This is a genomic window from Roseovarius sp. MBR-51 (assembly GCF_053628575.1).
The window spans coordinates 197,824-213,439 of the sequence record NZ_JBRJGQ010000006.1 but is presented as its reverse complement, the minus strand read 5'-3'; the positions used below and the strand labels follow the sequence as shown (position 1 = coordinate 213,439).

The window sequence follows — 15,616 nt, the reverse complement described above, 5'->3', positions numbered from 1 at the left end:
GCCGATAGTCCGGGATCGGATATTGCCATGGCTAAATTCTTTCTGACACCAAAGGGGCTGATCGCGCGGTTTCCGTGGGTTCAGACCCCGGCTTGGATGCTTGAGGCGGGCGTGTTCTACCTCCTGCTCGGCTTTGCGCGGGTGCTGCCCTATCGGTTTGTCGCGGCCAGCTTTTCGCGGGCGTTGGGCTGGTTCGGCTATCGCAACGCGCAAAAGCGCCGCACCGTGGGGCGCAATCTGGCGCATGTTTTGCCAGATGCCAGCGAGGCAGAGCGCGACGCGGTGATGCGCTCGATCTTTCGCTCGACGGGGCTGGCGGCGGCGGAATTGTTCCTGCTGGAACGGTTGTGGCAGCAGCGCACGGAGAGGCTGGAATATGCAATTCACCCCGACGCGCTGGACATAATCGACCGCAAGGAGGCGATTGTGTTTGCAACCGCGCATGTCGGCGCTTGGCAGCTTTGCAATCTGATCGGGCGCGAAAAAGACCTGACCATCTCAGTCATCTACTCGCCCGAGCCGAACCCCTGGCTGCACCGCTTCTTTCTCTCGCTGCGCCGCGCCTTTGGCGGCCCCTTGGTGCCAAGCGCGGGCGGTGCGCGCGAATTGCTGCATGAGTTGGCATCGGGCCGCTCGGTCGGCGCGGCCTTTGACACCCGCATCGACCAAGGCGAGATGGTGCCCTTTTTTGGCACGCCAACGCCCACCAGCACCCTGCCAGCCATGCTGGCGCTGCGCGGCTATCCGCTCTTGCCGATCCGGGTGGTGCGCCTGCCCGATGCCCGCTTTCGGATCGAGGTGCTGGCCCCCCTGCCCCCCGCCGATCCCGAGTTGCCGCGCAAAGAGCGAATTATCGACATGACCCATCGCCTCAACCTGATTTTTGAGGGTTGGATACGCGACTATCCCGGCGAATGGATCTGCATGAAACGTCGCTGGGCCAAGAACCGCGACACGGTCGAACAGGCCACCGATGCCTGAACCGGACGGGATGCAGCGCGTTTGGGTGCTGGATGCCTACCGCTCTGGCGAGAGAACGCAGGTGCGTGCCTTGGCGCAGGGGCTTGGATGGCCCTATGAAATCAAGAGCCTGACGTATCGCAAGTTTGAGATGCGGACCAATCTGTTGCGCGGCAGCGATCTGCGTGGCGTTGATCTGCCCAACTCAGACGCACTTGCGCCGCCTTGGCCCGATCTTGTGATTTCCATGGGCATGCGCAACGAACCTGTCGCGCGCTGGATCAGGGACCAATCGGGCGGGCGCACGCGTCTGGTGTTTCTGGGGCGGCTCTGGGCCGATCCCGCGCTGTTCGATCTGGTGATCACCACGCCACAATACCGGATTCCAGAGCGGCCCAATGTCCTGCGCAACGCGCTGCCCCTGCATTCGCTTGGCCCGGCCCGGCTCGACGCGGCGCGCGCGCAATGGGCACCAAAACTGGCGCATCTGCCCCGACCGTACCTTACGCTGAATATCGGCGGGCCAAGCGGGCCTTATGCCTTTGGGACGCGCGCCGCTGCGCGGCTTTTACGCGATACATTGGCCTTGGCGCAGGCGCGGGGCGGATCGCTCCTTGTCAGTTCCAGTGCGCGCACCCCGCCCGAAGCCATCACTGCCTTTGCCGCGCAAACCGACGTTCCGATGCAGCTCTATCGCTTTCGGGCCAACGATCCGGACAATCCCTATCTTGGTTTTCTCGCCGTGGCGGATGAGATCATCGTGACCGCCGACAGCATTTCGATGCTGTCCGAGGCCTATGCGACGGGCAAGCCCGTGCATATGTTCGATCTGGGGGCTGGCACGCTCAGCATGCGGCATGATGCGTTGGTGGCGATTGGAGAGCCTGCGCAGGCGCGTGCCTTGGCGCGGCAGGACCATGACCGCCCCGACCTGAGCCTTGGCGCGCTGGCCTATCGCGCACTGATGCGATGGGGCTGGAAACATCTGTCGCGCGATATCAGCCAGATGCACCTGCGGCTGGTGCAATCGGGCCGGATGCGTTGGCTGGGTGAACCGCAGGGCGCGGCACAGACGACGCCACCGTCTAGCGACATGGCGCGCGCGGTGGCGCGGGTTAACGCGCTCTTTGGGCGCGATTAGGCGTTCTCAGTCCCGTCTTGTGCCCCCGTCTTGACCACCGCCACAGGCTCCAGCCGGTGCACGATATCGGCGGCATCCGACAGGCTGCTGTTATGGGTGATGGCGAGGATCGTGAGCTGTTCGCGCAGGCCGCGCAAAGTTTCGATGATGGCGGCCTCACTCTCTGGATCAAGCGCGCTCGTGGCCTCGTCAAGGATCAGAAGTTGCGGTTCGTTGATGAGGGCGCGGGCGATGGCAACCCGTTGACGCTGACCGCCCGATAGCCGCCCACCCCGCTCGCCCACGACTGTGTGAACGCCCTCAGGTAATTCGCTGACGAACTCCCAAGCGCCGGCCTTTTTCAACACCTCGTCCACCCGCGCCTCGGAAATCCTCGGGTCTCCGAGCGACACATTGTGGAGGATGCTGTCATGGAGCAGAACAGTCTCTTGGGGAACATATCCGACCATACGCCGCCACGCTTTGAGGTCGATATCCTCAAAGGCCACACCGTCGATGGTGATCTCGCCCCTTTCAGGCCGCAAGAGACCGATGACAAGATCAATGATCGTGGTCTTGCCCGATCCTGACGGGCCCACCAGCGTTGTCATCTGATGCGCGGGAATATCGACATCGAGACCCGAGAGCACGGTGGTGCCGTCATAGGAAAACGCGATGTCGCGCATCACGATACCTTGTGTCAGCGCGGGCATGGCGTGTCCGCCCAGATGCTCTTGTTCGGCCTCGGCGCGTCGGTTGGTGTCGATCAGCGACCAATAGGCGCTCTCGCTCTGCACCATCTTTTGATATTGCTTCTGAACCTTGCCCAGAAAATTGTACCCGCGCCCCAGCGTCACCGCCAGCATCAGCACGATGGCGAAGTCCATCGACAGAACCCCAAGCGCCAGATAGATGCCAAAGGCAATGACCATGATGAACATCAGGTCCTGACCGGAATTGAGCGCGGCGCTGGCCAGAACCTGACGGCGCAGCGCCTTGTTGAGGCGGTTGGTCTCGCGCTTGAGCAATTCATCCGCCAGATGTTCGCGCGCCATCGCCTTGAGCGGTTTCACCGATTGCAGGGTGTCGGTCAGATGCGACATGAGTGAGACCATAAGCTCGGTCTGTTTCTTGCCCGCCTTGCGGGTCATGCGCACTAGAAAATGCGACAAGCCGATGATCACGATCCCGCCAATCAGGCTGAGCAGAGTCGCTTTCCACGAGATCACCACCGCGACCGAGGTATAGACCAGCGCCTGAATGAAAAAGGTGAGCGCCGTTGCGCCATTCATATAGGCATCCGCCGCGCGCTGCGCCTCGGTGGCCAGCGTGTTGGCCAGCTTGCCCGCCGGCTGATGCAGAAAGAAATGCCAACGGCTGCGCATCATGTTGCGCAGGATTTGCAGGCGCAGATCGGTGGCGACACGGGCAGCCGTATAGCCCACCTGCCGCTGTGCGATCAAAAGCAGCACCGCCTTGAACGTGGCCGCCACCACGATCAGGATCAGCAGCGCCCCCAGCGTGACGGGAATCCCGGCCCAAGCGAGCACATCAAGCACGACCTGTTCCAACTGTCCCGGCGGTTCTGTCATGGTGCCCGAGGGATCGGTGTTGAGCACGATCTTGAGCATCGGAAGCATCGCCGACAGGCCCAAACCTTCGGCCAGCCCCGAAAAGAACAGCGCCAGCACCATGAGAAAACTGGCCATCGGATAGGCGCGAAAGAGGTTCAGCATCAGGCGCATAGGAGGTCTTTCATGGTCTTGCAGGACCGTGTGCACCGCAAGGGCGCGCCGGTCTCTTGTCTTGGCGGCGTGCGAACAGGGCGCTTGCCGCATTGGGTTTAAGTGGTGTCATCACGGCGCGCAAGCAACATGGGCGCGCGCCAGTGTCAACCGCATGCCGCGCCCCTCTGTCATCCTTTGGGCGCTTGTCGCTTGCCGTGCCGTAACGTCAATTTTCCAACCGTCCGACATTGGGGCGATCCGGTAGAGGTGATAGGCCGCCGCCTCGGGATAAAGCGATGAGGCCGAGGGCACGCCGATGACGGCTGCCGCCCCATCGCGTGTCTCAAGCGTCTCGTGATGGGTGCGGTGGCTATGACCATGCAGCACCAGCTCCACGCCCTCTGCCTGAAGCACGCGGCGCAACGCGGCCCCATCCCGCAAAGCCTTGCGCGCAGATACCGTCCCATCGAGCGGCGGGTGATGGATCATCAGCACCCGGCAGAGGCCAGCGTCGCGCGCCGCACGCAGCATGGGGGCCAGCCGCGCCAATTGCGCCGGACCGACCGCACCGCTGGCAAAGGCCGGGGGGGTGGCAACGGCGCTCGAAACCCCGATCAGGGCCAGCATCCCCCGCCGCCGCACATACGGAAAGGCGTCGGACACATGGGCCGTCACGGCTGCGGCATCGCCCTGCCAATAGGGGTGCCACTGGGCCGCGCCCGACTCCCATGCGCACCGGATGAGCGCGTCGTGATTGCCCGGGATGACCATGACGCGTGCCGGATCACCCAAGCTCTCCAGCCAGCGGCGCGCGGCGCGATACTCGCTCTCCAGCCCAAGGTTGGTCAGATCCCCCGTCACCGCGATCAGGTCGGGCGCATGACGCTGCATATCCGCGATCAGCGCCGCCAGGATCTCTGGCCGGTGATGATGGCGGCGCTTGCGGTGCCACGACAAGAGGCTCAGCGCCCGCTTGTTCAGCACGGCGCGCCATGGCACCGGCCCTGGCAGCGGCAAATGCGGGTCCGACAGATGCGCCAGCGTGATACCCGCGCCTGTCTCTGGGTCGGATCGCACCTGCCCTGTCATGTGTCCGATGTCCGTCCGGGGTTGGACGCGCCGGGCAGAACCCGGCCCGCCGATTTACTGCGCCGCCGTGCTCTGGGCGGTGCCGGTTGCCGCCTCGGGCGCGACCGTCTTGAACGCCGCGATGATGGCGTCGATCTGATCAAAGCTATGCGCCGCACTCAGGCTGCACCGCAAGAGCGCTGCCCCTTCGGGTGCGGCAGGCGGCAGCACGAGGTTGACGTAAACGCCATGCTCCATCAGCGCGTTCCAGATCCGCGCGCCTTCTTCGCGTGAGGGCACGCGCACCGCGATGACCGGGCTTACGGGTGCTGCCAACTCATAGCCCGCCGCACTCAGCCCGTCATGCAGGCGCGTGGCATTGGCCCAGAGATTGGCCTTGAGTTCGGGTCGTGTGCGGATCGCCTCAAGCGCCGCCGCAGCAGCCCCGATGCTGGCAGGGCTGGGCGAGGCGGTAAAGATATAGGGACGGCTGCCATAGCGCAGCAATTGCAACTCGGGATGGCGGCTCACGCAGAAGCCGCCCAGCGAGGCAAGGCTCTTGGAGAAGGTGCCGGTGATGAAATCCACCTGATCGAGAATTCCCGCCTCTTCGCAGAGGCCCAAGCCACGGTCCCCGTAGACACCAAAGGAATGCGCCTCATCGACCATGAACCACGCGCCATATTCCTTGGCGATAGCGCAAAGCTCGGCCAGAGGGGCGGTATCGCCCAACATGCTGTAGAGCCCTTCGGCAATGACCAGCGCGCCCTTGGCCTCATCCCCCAGACGCCGCAACCGCTTGCGCAGGTCCTCGGGGTCATTGTGGCGGAAAGCGAGGAAATCGGCACCGCTGATGCGGCACCCGTCATAGATGCAGGCATGGCTATGGCTATCCAGCACGACCTTGTCGCCGGGGCGCAGGATGCCCATCAAGAGGCCAAGATTGGTCTGATAGCCGGTGGAAAACACCATGGCCGACGGCACGCCGTAGAAGTCTGCAAACGACTGCTCGAGCGCGGCATGGCAGGCAAAGCTGCCGTTGGCCATGCGCGACCCGGTGGTGCCGCTGCCCTGCTCATGCAGCGCGGCACTGGCGGCCGCCAGAACCGCCGGATCAAAGGTCAGGCCAAGATAGTTGTTGGTGCCCACAAGGATGGTCGGGCGACCCGCAATCATCGCCTCGGTTGAGGACAGGATGCGCTCCATCACAATCCGGGTTGGATCGGCCTCTTCGGCACCCAATGCGTCACGAAGGTGCGCCAGTTCGGTAAAGCGGTCTGAAATGCTCATGATTTTTTCCCGACAAGTAGTTTGATCTGATCGGCAAGGTTCTGGACCGTATCGACATTGGCCATCATGTTTAGAGGGAAACTGATATCAAAGGTGTCTTCCACCTCCATCAGCAATTCCATCATATTGACGGAATCGAGGCTCATGTCGGCAACGAGACTGGTTTGCGCAGTCAACTCACCGGATTTCACGGGAAACTTCGACAGGCGCTCGAACAACACGTCGAGGATTTCCTGTTCTAGGTCTTGGGTCTCATGTGACATTGCTTATGCCTCTATCAGATTTCAACGGCGTCCCGCGCAGGATCGAGGTTAGCCCATTTTCCAGAGAAATCAGCGGTTGCCACCCGGTGTCGCGGCTGATTTCGGTGTTGTCGCACACCCAATCGGGGTGGCGTAACTCGTTGACCTTGCTCGGCGTCAGCATCGGCATATACCCGAACAGGCGCGAGGCAAGTAAATTGATCCCGGCGACGGATCTCAGAACGCGCTCTGGTATCCTCAGACGCCAGCCGGGTCCACGCCCTGCCACCCGTTCGACAATAGCCGCGATCTCGTCCCAGCCATAGCCCGCCTCATGCCCGTCGTGGAGTTCATAGGTACCCTGTGCCGGGCTGTCCAGAAGTTTGACAATCGCGCGCGCAAGGTCATCCACATGCAAGAGCGAGGCGCGCGCGCCGGGCACGCCCGGGAGTGGCACGATGCCGCGCGCCATCGTCTGAAACAGCGGCACAAGTTCGCGATCCTCGGGACCGTAGATCGCAGGCGGGCGCAGAATGGCAGAGGTAAACCCCGCACCCAGTGCCGCTTGCGCCAGCCGCTCTTCGCCCATGCGCTTGCTCGCGGCATAGTGCGACAGATGCGGCGCGCGCGCCGCGAGCGAGGAGATGAGGATAACCCGGCGCAGCCCCGCCATAGTCGCGGCCTCTGCCACATGGGTCACGCCATCGGCATTCACCCCCAGAAAATCCGCCAGATCACGCCCGCGCACCTGCCCGGCCACATGAACGACCGATTGCGCGCCCGTCATCAGCTTGGCCAGTGCCGCCTTGTCCGACAGGCTCCCCGTCACCGTTTCCAGCAGCGGATGGGTGATCCCCATACCCTGACGATGCACCAGCGCGCGCACCGGGCGTTCGGCATCCAGCAATTGTCCGATCAGGGCGCGCCCGACAAAGCCGGAGGCGCCCGTGACGGCCACCGGGCCGGTCATGCGATGTAACGGACCTGCGGCATCGTCTCTTCAACGGGCATGGTCGCGACAGGGTCTGGCGTGGGCTGGACCTTGGCGGCCTGACGTCGACCGAGGTAATCAAGGCGCGCCCGCGCCCGTGCCAGCTTGCCCGAGGACGTGCGCGGCAAGGTGCGGGTCGGCACCAGTTCGATGACGCAATCAATGCCATATTCAGACCGCACCAACGAGGCGATGGTCTTGATCAGGCGCGCACGCTTGATCTCGTCACGCTCACGGCATTGCAGAACGATCACAGCCGTTTCCTGTTGATCTTTCTCCGAGGGCACCGAGAAGGCAGCCGCATCGGTATAGTTGATGCCCGGCTGCGTCTTGGCCAGATATTCCAGATCCTCGGGCCAGATGTTGCGGCCGTGGATGATGATCATGTCTTTCTGGCGCCCGGTCACGAACAACCTGCCATTCGCCAGATAGCCGATGTCGCCCGTATCGAGCCAGCCATCCTCGCTCAGACATTCGCGGGTGATCGCCTCTTCTTGAAAATAGTGGCTCATCACGCTGGGGCCGCGCAGGTGGATCACACCGGCCTGACGCTCGGGCAGGTCGCGGCCATGCTCATCGCGGATCGCAATTTCAAACGTGGGCAGCAGCGCGCCGCAATCCACGTACCGCGCAACGCGGCGTTTGGATTTCTGCGCCTCTTCCAAGTCGAGCGGCTTGGCGATGCTGTCTTCCTGCATGGTTTCGGCATCGACATAGTCGATCTTGAGCTCCTCATCGAGCCCGGCAAAGCTGATGCCCAACGAACATTCAGCCATGCCATAGCAGGGCAGGAACGCGGTCGGTTTAAAGCCCGACGGTGCCAGCGCCTCGGCAAAGCGGTTGAGCGGCTCGGGATTGATCATCTCGGCGCCGACACAGGCCACGCGCAGCGCGCTGAGATCCCATTGCTCGGCATCGCTCTGGCGCACGCGCATCGCGGCAAGATCATAGCCAAAGGGCGGGCCAGAGGTGATCGTGGTGCGGTTGGCCGACATCATTTCCAGCCATTTGCGCGGCCGCATCGCGAAATCCTGCGTGCCAAGGAAATCGACCGAACGTTGGGTCGCCATCGGCATCATGATAAAGGCGACAAGGCCCATGTCATGATAGAACGGCAACCAAGACCCAAAGCGGTCCTGCTCGGTCATCTTGAGACCGTTGGTGGACATATCGTTGATATTGGCGAGCACCGTTGTGTGGTTGATGACCACGCCGCGCGGAAACCGAGTGCTGCCCGACGTATACTGGATATAGGCGATGCTCTCGGGCGAAACGGTCGGCAGCTCGCTTGTCGAGGACGTCAGGCGGTCAAAGTCATCCGGGGTTCCGACAAAGGTGAGGTCAGCGCCGGCGGTGGCTTCTTCGAGAAAGCTCATCCATTCGGTCGGGGCCATCGCCACGGATGCACCGCAATTCTCGATCAGGCCGCGCAACTGTGCGACATAGCCGGCATGACCGCCGATATGCATGGTGGCCGGCAGCGGCACGGGCACCAGCCCGGCATATTGGCAGGCCCAGAAGAAGCGCACGAAATGCGGCGAGGTTTCGGCCACCAGACCAACCCGCGCCCCCGCCTCAAGCCCAAGGCCAATCAGACGACGCGCGAGCGCGATCACTTCGGCCTGCAAATCGGCATAGGTGGAGCTTGCATAAAGTTCGCCACGCGCATTGTAGAAGTTGACGCCCGTGTCGCCCTTGGCGGCATAGTCGAGCGCCGCGATCAACGTCGTGAAGTCTCCGCGCCGCAACGCGAGCCCATGCGAACTGCCTGTCGCCTGCATCTCAATTTTCCTTATTTCGCTTCCGACTGATGTCGGTTTGTCCTCTTTGATACCAGTTATATGGCATCTGGCGGTCTACTGACACAAGCTGGCGTTTCCGGTCAAGAGAGTGACCGAACGCGTGTCAGGCCGGTTTGACCGCGAAAATGGCCTCTTTGCATCTGTCGCGGATCGTCGGAAATACGCGTCTTATGACCCTCTTCCCCAACGGGTTCCCAAAAGGCGCAGGCGGATAGACCGGCCCTGTGGATCAGCGCTTAAGCCCACCGCCAATATCCGTATGATCAGGGTCAAGTTCGGAGCGGATTGTCATGCGGAGGCAAGCCGGAGCAAACAGATCATCCTATGCTGGAACTCTTTCGGCGCGATGGAAAGAGATGTACTATTAAACCTTTTAAAAATAAGTACTTATATTTTTTTCATGCTGAGGCGTCATCGTCATCCGTCTGAGGGCAACAGCCTTGGGGTGGTTCTTACCGAGCATGGAATGTGGGACACTGAACGGACTCAGAACCACTCAGCCTAGTGCCCGTCGCCCTAATCTCTGTTCACAGCCAGTTCTGGAGAGGACCGGACACCCCCTGCAACGACATGCGCGCGGGCCATGATAGAGCCGCTGAAAATGACGCGGGCAGTGGGTAAAACAACATAGGCAACAACTTGCCCCTGATGTCACATTTGGTTTCCAAGCCGTAACATAAACACAAGATACGCGAGGCCTGCGGCGTGGTGCTTGCAATAACACGCTCTGGACGCCGCGAAAAGCGGTGCGAAAGAATCCCGCTCGTCACCTCGGAACTCGCCCCTGACGGCGGTAGAGGAGGAGCGTGCCGCCCTGATCTTCGCGCGACCTTTTAGCGGACCTTTGCATGTAGCGGACCTTTGCATGAAACCGGGTCTCTCTGCATTCCGACAACGGTGGCTTCATGGCTGGTCCGGTACGGGCATGGAATCGCCCGCCTCACCTCAGAGGTCGCTCCGAAAGTGGCAGCTTTGAAGGATGTCGGATCTGCCGAATGCGGACCGAACATCGCGGGCCGTCATCATCGAGACCAACTTTGAACTGTGACTGCCCATGCAATTTTGATGTGGCCACAAATACCCGAGTATTTGGCCAAATGGCGGAGCGGGAGGGATTCGAACCCTCGAGACGGTTCCCCGCCTACACACTTTCCAGGCGTGCGCCTTCGACCACTCGGCCACCGCTCCATCGGGCAGGTTCTAGCCGCAGGGGGGCGGGGTTTGCAAGGGGGAGTTTGCGCAGGCAGGCGGGAAAAATTGGGGTGTCGCCTTGAGGCTGATTGCTGCAAGGTTCTGTCGGAAATTTGTCAGTGCTGCCGCTTTTTGGCATTTCGGGGGCAGATCGCTTTTGTAACCCTGCCCCTCAAGCATAAGGCAAAGGCAGGACAGGCTGTGACGGGTTATGATTATGTTATTGTCGGCGCAGGCTCGGCTGGCTCTGTGCTGGCGGATCGGCTGAGCGCGAGCGGGACGTATTCCGTCTTGATCCTCGAAGCGGGTGGCCGGGGGCGCAGCCCTTGGATCGCCCTGCCCCTTGGCTATGGCAAAACCTTCTTTAACGAGCGCGTGAACTGGAAATACGAGTCCGAGCCAGAAGAGACGCTGGACGGTCGCAGAGGCTATTGGCCACGCGGCAAGACCGTGGGCGGATCAGGCGCGATCAACGCGCTGGTCTACGCCCGAGGCCTGCCGCATGATTTTGATGATTGGGAGGCTGCGGGCGCCACCGGCTGGGGCTGGGAGCAAGTGCGCCAAACCTATGAGGCACTGGAGACCCAAGTGGCTCCTGATGGAGCGCGGCGTGGCAACGGGCCGATCACGGTGCAGGATGTGTCGGATCAGATCCATCCGGTGAACCGGCACTATTTCGCAGCGCTTGACGAACTGGGCCTGCCCCGCACCGAGAACATCAACGATCCTGCGGGCGAAGGGGGCGCGGTCTACCGGATCAACACGGCAGGCGGTTTGCGCAATTCATCGGCGCGTGCCTGCCTCAAACCGGCGCTGAAACGCAGCAATGTCACGCTGGTGACCGGCGCCTTGGTGGAGCGGATCGCGTTTGACGGGACGCAAGCGGTGGCGGTGCACTATCGGCGCGGCACCCAAGCGCATGTGGTGCGGGCCGGACGTGAAATCATTCTGAGTGCCGGGGCTGTCACCTCGCCGCGCCTTTTGCAGCTCTCGGGAATCGGCCCTGCGGACCTCTTGCGGCAGCATGGCATCACACCGCTGCGCGATTGCGCTGATGTCGGCGGCAATCTACAGGATCACCTGGGGATCAACTATTATTTCCGCGCGACAGAACGCACGCTCAACAACGATCTGGCCCCGTTTATGGGCAAGGTGCGGGCCGCCTTGCGTTTTGCGCTGACGCGGCGCGGGCCTCTGGCCCTGTCGGTCAACCAATGCGGTGGCTTCTTTCGCTCAAGGCCCGGCCAGAACCGGCCCGATCAGCAACTCTATTTCAACCCCGTTACTTATACGACCACACCCGCGGGCACCCGGTCTGTGGTGCGGCCTGATCCCTTTCCGGGCTTTATCATCTGCTTTCAACCTTCGCGCCCGACCAGCCGGGGGCGGATTGACATCAGCGGTCCCGATCCCGAGGCCCCGCCCCTGATCCAGCCCAATTCACTGGCGACCCAAGAGGACTGCGCTCAGGTGATAGCCGGGGGCAGGCTCTGTCAGCGGCTGATGTCCACAAAGGCGCTCGGCGGTCTGGTCGAAAGCGCGATGTACGAGGATCTGCGGACCATGGACGATGCCGCGCTCCTTGCGGATTTCCGCAAGCGCAGTGGCACGGTCTTTCATCCGGTGGGCACCTGCCGGATGGGTGCAGATGCCAATCACTCTGTGGTCGATCCTCGTCTCAGGGTGCATGGCGTGACAGGGTTGCGGGTGGTCGATGCCTCGGTGTTTCCCAATGTCACCTCCGGCAATACGAACGCTCCCACGATGATGTTGGCTTGGCGGGCGGCCGATCTGATCCTCGAGGATGCCTGAGCGCCACTTTAAATGGCAGCGGAGCGGTGAAATAGCTGATTTTACCGCTTAAATGCGTCGTTCGGCGATTGTCACCTGCCTGGAAATTCCCGATACTCAGGCGCAACAGCATGCCAAGGACAGGCCAGACCGTGACCGCAAGAGAGCACGACCATCACCCCGGCCCGAGCACGCCGGAATTTCAACGTATTCGCACTGTGGCACAGATCATCATTGCCTTTGCAGTGGTGCTGTTTCTGTTGGTGCAAGCGCGGTTCCTGCTGATCTCGTTGGCCACGGCGATTATCCTCTTCAGCCTGACGTCGGATGCGATCAATTCCATTGCCCGCCTGCGGCTTGGTCCGGTGCGGGTGCCCAACTGGCTGGCCAGCATTGTGGCCTTGCTCCTGATCTCGGCGGCGCTGCTCAGCCTCTCAGCGGTGATCCTGTCACAGCTCAACACGGTGCTCTCGACGACGCTGGCCTATACCGACCGTGCGCCACAAGCGATGTCCGCGATGGTGGCATGGTTGGGACCGGATGCCGAAAAAGCGGTGTTCAACGCGGTGGCGACGCTGGATGTGGCAGGGTATCTGCGCACTCTGGCCGGGCAGGCTGGCGGCCTCATGCAGGCCACGGTTCTGGTGATCCTCTTCGTCGGCTTCCTCTTTGCCGAACGCATCTGGTTCACAACCAAGCTCGAGAGCCTCTTTGGCGATGCCAAACAGGCCGAACGGGTGGGCCGGATCGTCAGCTCCATCATTCACCGCGTGAACTATTACCTTCTGGTCAAAACCCTCGTCAGCGTCGTGACGGGCCTCATGGTTTACGGTGTCGCGCGCTACTTCGCGCTCGATCTGGCCGGGGCCTTGGGGATTCTCACCTTCGTGCTCAATTACATCCCCTCGATCGGCTCGATCGTGGCGACGGTGCTCGTGGCTCTGGTGGCCTATGTGCAATTGGCCGATGGCACTCTCGCGCTGGTGATCTTTCTGATCGTTGGGATTATCCAGTTCTTGAACGGCAACATCATCGACCCGATGCTAATGGGCCGCGCGCTGCGGGTGTCCTCCTTTGGCATCATCATCAGCCTTGCCTTCTGGGCGGCGGTCTGGGGGATACCGGGTATGTTTCTGGCAGTGCCGATCATGGTGGCACTTATGATCGTGTGCAGCCATGTGCCGGGGCTCCGCGCCATCGCTATCCTGCTGTCCCGCGAAGGGCTGCCGGAAACCGATCAGGATCTAGATGCCCCGACCCGCCGACGTGGGTAACACGTAAAGGGCTGACCTGAGGCGATGTTTCTTTTCGGGAAATCCGAAGCAGCCTTTCAGCGCCTGAAAAAACCGGATCACCGCCCCGGCAAATCTCTTGCTCCACGTCGCTGCACGGCCCATTCCTCATAGGAAAGGAGACCCTGCCATGTCGATCACCCCCTTGAAAACCGCCCCCGGAGAGCCGCCACAGACCGCGCATGACGTGGCCGATACCGTCCAGATCATGCTGGCCCGGCTGCGCACCGGCGGCGCTCAGGTGGCGCTGGAATATGCACGGCAACTGGATGGCTGGCGCGGGGCAATCACGGTCACGCGCGCTGAAGTCGACGGGGCAATCGCCCGCATACCGCAATCGCTCAGGGATGATATCGCATGGGCACATGACAATATTTCGTGCTTTGCCGCTGCACAGCGCGCCACGGCACAGGATATGGAGATCGAATTGCGTCCCGGACTGCGCGCGGGTCAGCGCCAGATCCCGCTGCAGGCTGCAGGCTGCTATGTGCCGGGCGGGCGCTATAGCCACATCGCCTCGGCGCTGATGACCATCGCCACGGCACGCGAGGCTGGTGTCGCCGATATCACCGCCTGTTCGCCCCCCTGCGGCGATCAGGGGATCCCCGATGCGATGCTCTATGCGATGGATCTGGCCGGGGCCACGCGCATCCTGACCATCGGCGGGGTGCAGGGCATCGCCGCCATGGCCCTTGGCCTCTTTGGTGCGCCCGCGGCGGATATTCTCGTCGGTCCCGGCAATGCCTATGTGGCCGAGGCGAAGCGGCAACTCTTTGGTCCCATCGGCATCGACATGTTCGCAGGCCCGACTGACAGCCTGATCCTTGCCGATGACACGGCCTGCGCCGAAACCGTCGCCGCCGATCTGGTCGGACAGGCGGAGCATGGCGCGAATTCACCGGTCTGGCTTGCCACCACTCACGAACCCTTGGCCAGATCGGTGATCTCCCGCGTGCCCAGCCTCATCGCCAGCTTGCCGGAGCCAAATCGCAGCGCGGCTGCCGCCGCGTGGCGCGATCTGGCAGAAGTCGTGCTCTGCGACACCCCCGAGGATATGGCGCAATACGCAGATCAAAAGGCGCCCGAACATCTGCATGTGCAGGCGCGCGACCTGCCGTGGTGGCTGGGTCGCCTGCGCGTCTATGGCTCGCTCTTTCTGGGTGAGACCACCACCGTTGCCTTTGGCGACAAGGCGGCTGGGCCCAACCACGTCTTGCCCACCTCTGGGGCCGCGCGGTATACAGGGGGGCTATCTGTGCATAAGTTCCTCAAAACCGTCACATGGCAAGAGGTGGACGACCGCGCGCTGCCTGATCTCGCGCGTGTCACGGCCAGCCTCAGCCGGGCCGAGCGGATGGAAGGGCACGCGCGCAGCGCCGACATCCGTTTGACCCCCGCACCCGCTGCGGCAACCTCCACAGGGTAAAATCCTATCTATGAAAACTGTTGGCATTCTGGGGGGCATGGGCCCCGAAGCGACCATTCTTCTGATGCAGAAACTGCTGGCCGCCGTGCCCGCACGCGACGACAGCGATCACATCCCGTTGATCGTTCACCAGAACCCGCAGGTTCCCAGCCGCATCAAGGCGCTGATCGAGGGCACTGGAGAAGACCCCGGCCCGATCTTGGCGCGCATGGCGCGGGATCTCGAGGCGGCAGGTGCACAGGCACTGGCGATGCCCTGCAACACCGCGCATCACTATGCGCCAGCCGTGGTGGCGGCCACATCCCTGCCGTTTCTCAATATGTTGGACCTCACAGCCGAGGCGCTCGCCGCCCAAGGCGCGCGCCGGATCGGCATGCTCGCCTCGCCTGCGACGCGGCTTGCGGGCGTCTTTGCCGCGCCCTTTGCCGCGTACGGGCTGACACCCGTCTTCTTGCCTGACGACAGCGGCATCCTGGCGCTCATCCGCGCGGTCAAAGCCGGAGAATCGGCAGATTTTCTCAAACCCCGGCTCACCCATGAGGCAGAGGCGCTCTTGGCTGAGGGGGCGGATCACCTGGTGGTGGCCTGTACGGAACTGTCCTTGATGACAGACGCCTTGCCCCGGACGGCACCGCATACGGACAGCTTGGATTGCTTGACAGGTGCAATTGCGAGTTTTGCGCAGAAGGGAGCGCCGCAAGAGCGCCTCTGACGGC

At 62.4% G+C, this 15,616-nt stretch carries 12 protein-coding genes and 1 tRNA gene; 6 read left to right on the top strand and 7 right to left on the bottom strand.

What is annotated here, in order from left to right; translation table 11 throughout:
- Positions 1-27 precede the first annotated feature (27 nt).
- Together ACSSVY_RS10820 and ACSSVY_RS10815 are read left to right on the top strand one after the other, a co-directional pair.
- Complete coding sequence (locus ACSSVY_RS10820) at positions 28-981, top strand: lysophospholipid acyltransferase family protein (protein ID WP_454269564.1); 954 nt, start codon at positions 28-30, stop codon at positions 979-981.
- Positions 974-2,101, top strand: a complete 1,128-nt coding sequence (locus ACSSVY_RS10815; RefSeq protein WP_454269563.1) for a mitochondrial fission ELM1 family protein — start codon at positions 974-976, stop codon at positions 2,099-2,101. Before ACSSVY_RS10820 ends, ACSSVY_RS10815 begins: the two co-directional genes overlap by 8 nt.
- Here ACSSVY_RS10815 and ACSSVY_RS10810 read toward each other — a convergent pair.
- From ACSSVY_RS10810 to ACSSVY_RS10780, 7 genes are all read right to left on the bottom strand, one after another.
- Positions 2,098-3,816: an ABC transporter ATP-binding protein gene (locus ACSSVY_RS10810; protein ID WP_454269562.1), complete on the bottom strand. Its 1,719-nt coding sequence runs from the start codon at positions 3,814-3,816 to the stop codon at positions 2,098-2,100. The two genes, ACSSVY_RS10815 and ACSSVY_RS10810, sit on opposite strands and share 4 nt — an antisense overlap.
- A 120-nt stretch (positions 3,817-3,936) precedes the next feature.
- Positions 3,937-4,896 (bottom strand): metallophosphoesterase family protein, encoded by a 960-nt coding sequence (locus ACSSVY_RS10805; RefSeq protein ID WP_454269561.1) that lies wholly within the window; start codon positions 4,894-4,896, stop codon positions 3,937-3,939.
- A gap of 54 nt (positions 4,897-4,950) precedes the next feature.
- Positions 4,951-6,165, bottom strand: coding sequence for a serine palmitoyltransferase (spt, locus tag ACSSVY_RS10800; RefSeq protein WP_454269560.1), 1,215 nt, complete (start codon positions 6,163-6,165; stop codon positions 4,951-4,953).
- Positions 6,162-6,428 carry an acyl carrier protein gene (locus ACSSVY_RS10795; RefSeq protein WP_454269559.1) on the bottom strand — a complete coding sequence of 89 codons (267 nt, stop codon included), beginning with the start codon at positions 6,426-6,428 and terminating at the stop codon, positions 6,162-6,164. The genes spt and ACSSVY_RS10795 overlap by 4 nt, the downstream gene beginning before the upstream one ends.
- Positions 6,418-7,377 (bottom strand): NAD-dependent epimerase/dehydratase family protein, encoded by a 960-nt coding sequence (locus tag ACSSVY_RS10790; RefSeq protein ID WP_454269558.1) that lies wholly within the window; start codon positions 7,375-7,377, stop codon positions 6,418-6,420. The genes ACSSVY_RS10795 and ACSSVY_RS10790 overlap by 11 nt, the downstream gene beginning before the upstream one ends.
- Complete coding sequence (locus ACSSVY_RS10785) at positions 7,374-9,179, bottom strand: fatty acyl-AMP ligase (protein ID WP_454269557.1); 1,806 nt, start codon at positions 9,177-9,179, stop codon at positions 7,374-7,376. Before ACSSVY_RS10785 ends, ACSSVY_RS10790 begins: the two co-directional genes overlap by 4 nt.
- A 1,119-nt stretch (positions 9,180-10,298) precedes the next feature.
- Positions 10,299-10,388: transfer RNA gene (locus ACSSVY_RS10780), tRNA-Ser, on the bottom strand.
- 204 nt (positions 10,389-10,592) lie between these two features.
- On the opposite strand from ACSSVY_RS10780, the gene ACSSVY_RS10775 reads away from it, so the two are divergent.
- From ACSSVY_RS10775 to ACSSVY_RS10760, 4 genes are all read left to right on the top strand, one after another.
- Positions 10,593-12,203, top strand: coding sequence for a GMC family oxidoreductase (locus ACSSVY_RS10775; protein WP_454269556.1), 1,611 nt, complete (start codon positions 10,593-10,595; stop codon positions 12,201-12,203).
- A 197-nt stretch (positions 12,204-12,400) separates the two neighbouring features.
- Complete coding sequence (locus tag ACSSVY_RS10770) at positions 12,401-13,456, top strand: AI-2E family transporter (RefSeq protein WP_009818759.1); 1,056 nt, start codon at positions 12,401-12,403, stop codon at positions 13,454-13,456.
- 148 nt (positions 13,457-13,604) lie between these two features.
- Complete coding sequence (gene hisD, locus ACSSVY_RS10765) at positions 13,605-14,900, top strand: histidinol dehydrogenase (protein ID WP_454269555.1); 1,296 nt, start codon at positions 13,605-13,607, stop codon at positions 14,898-14,900.
- Positions 14,901-14,910: 10 nt separating this feature from the next.
- A complete protein-coding gene (locus ACSSVY_RS10760; protein WP_454269554.1) occupies positions 14,911-15,612 on the top strand; it encodes an aspartate/glutamate racemase family protein in 702 nt (233 codons plus the stop codon).
- Positions 15,613-15,616: the final 4 nt, after the last annotated feature.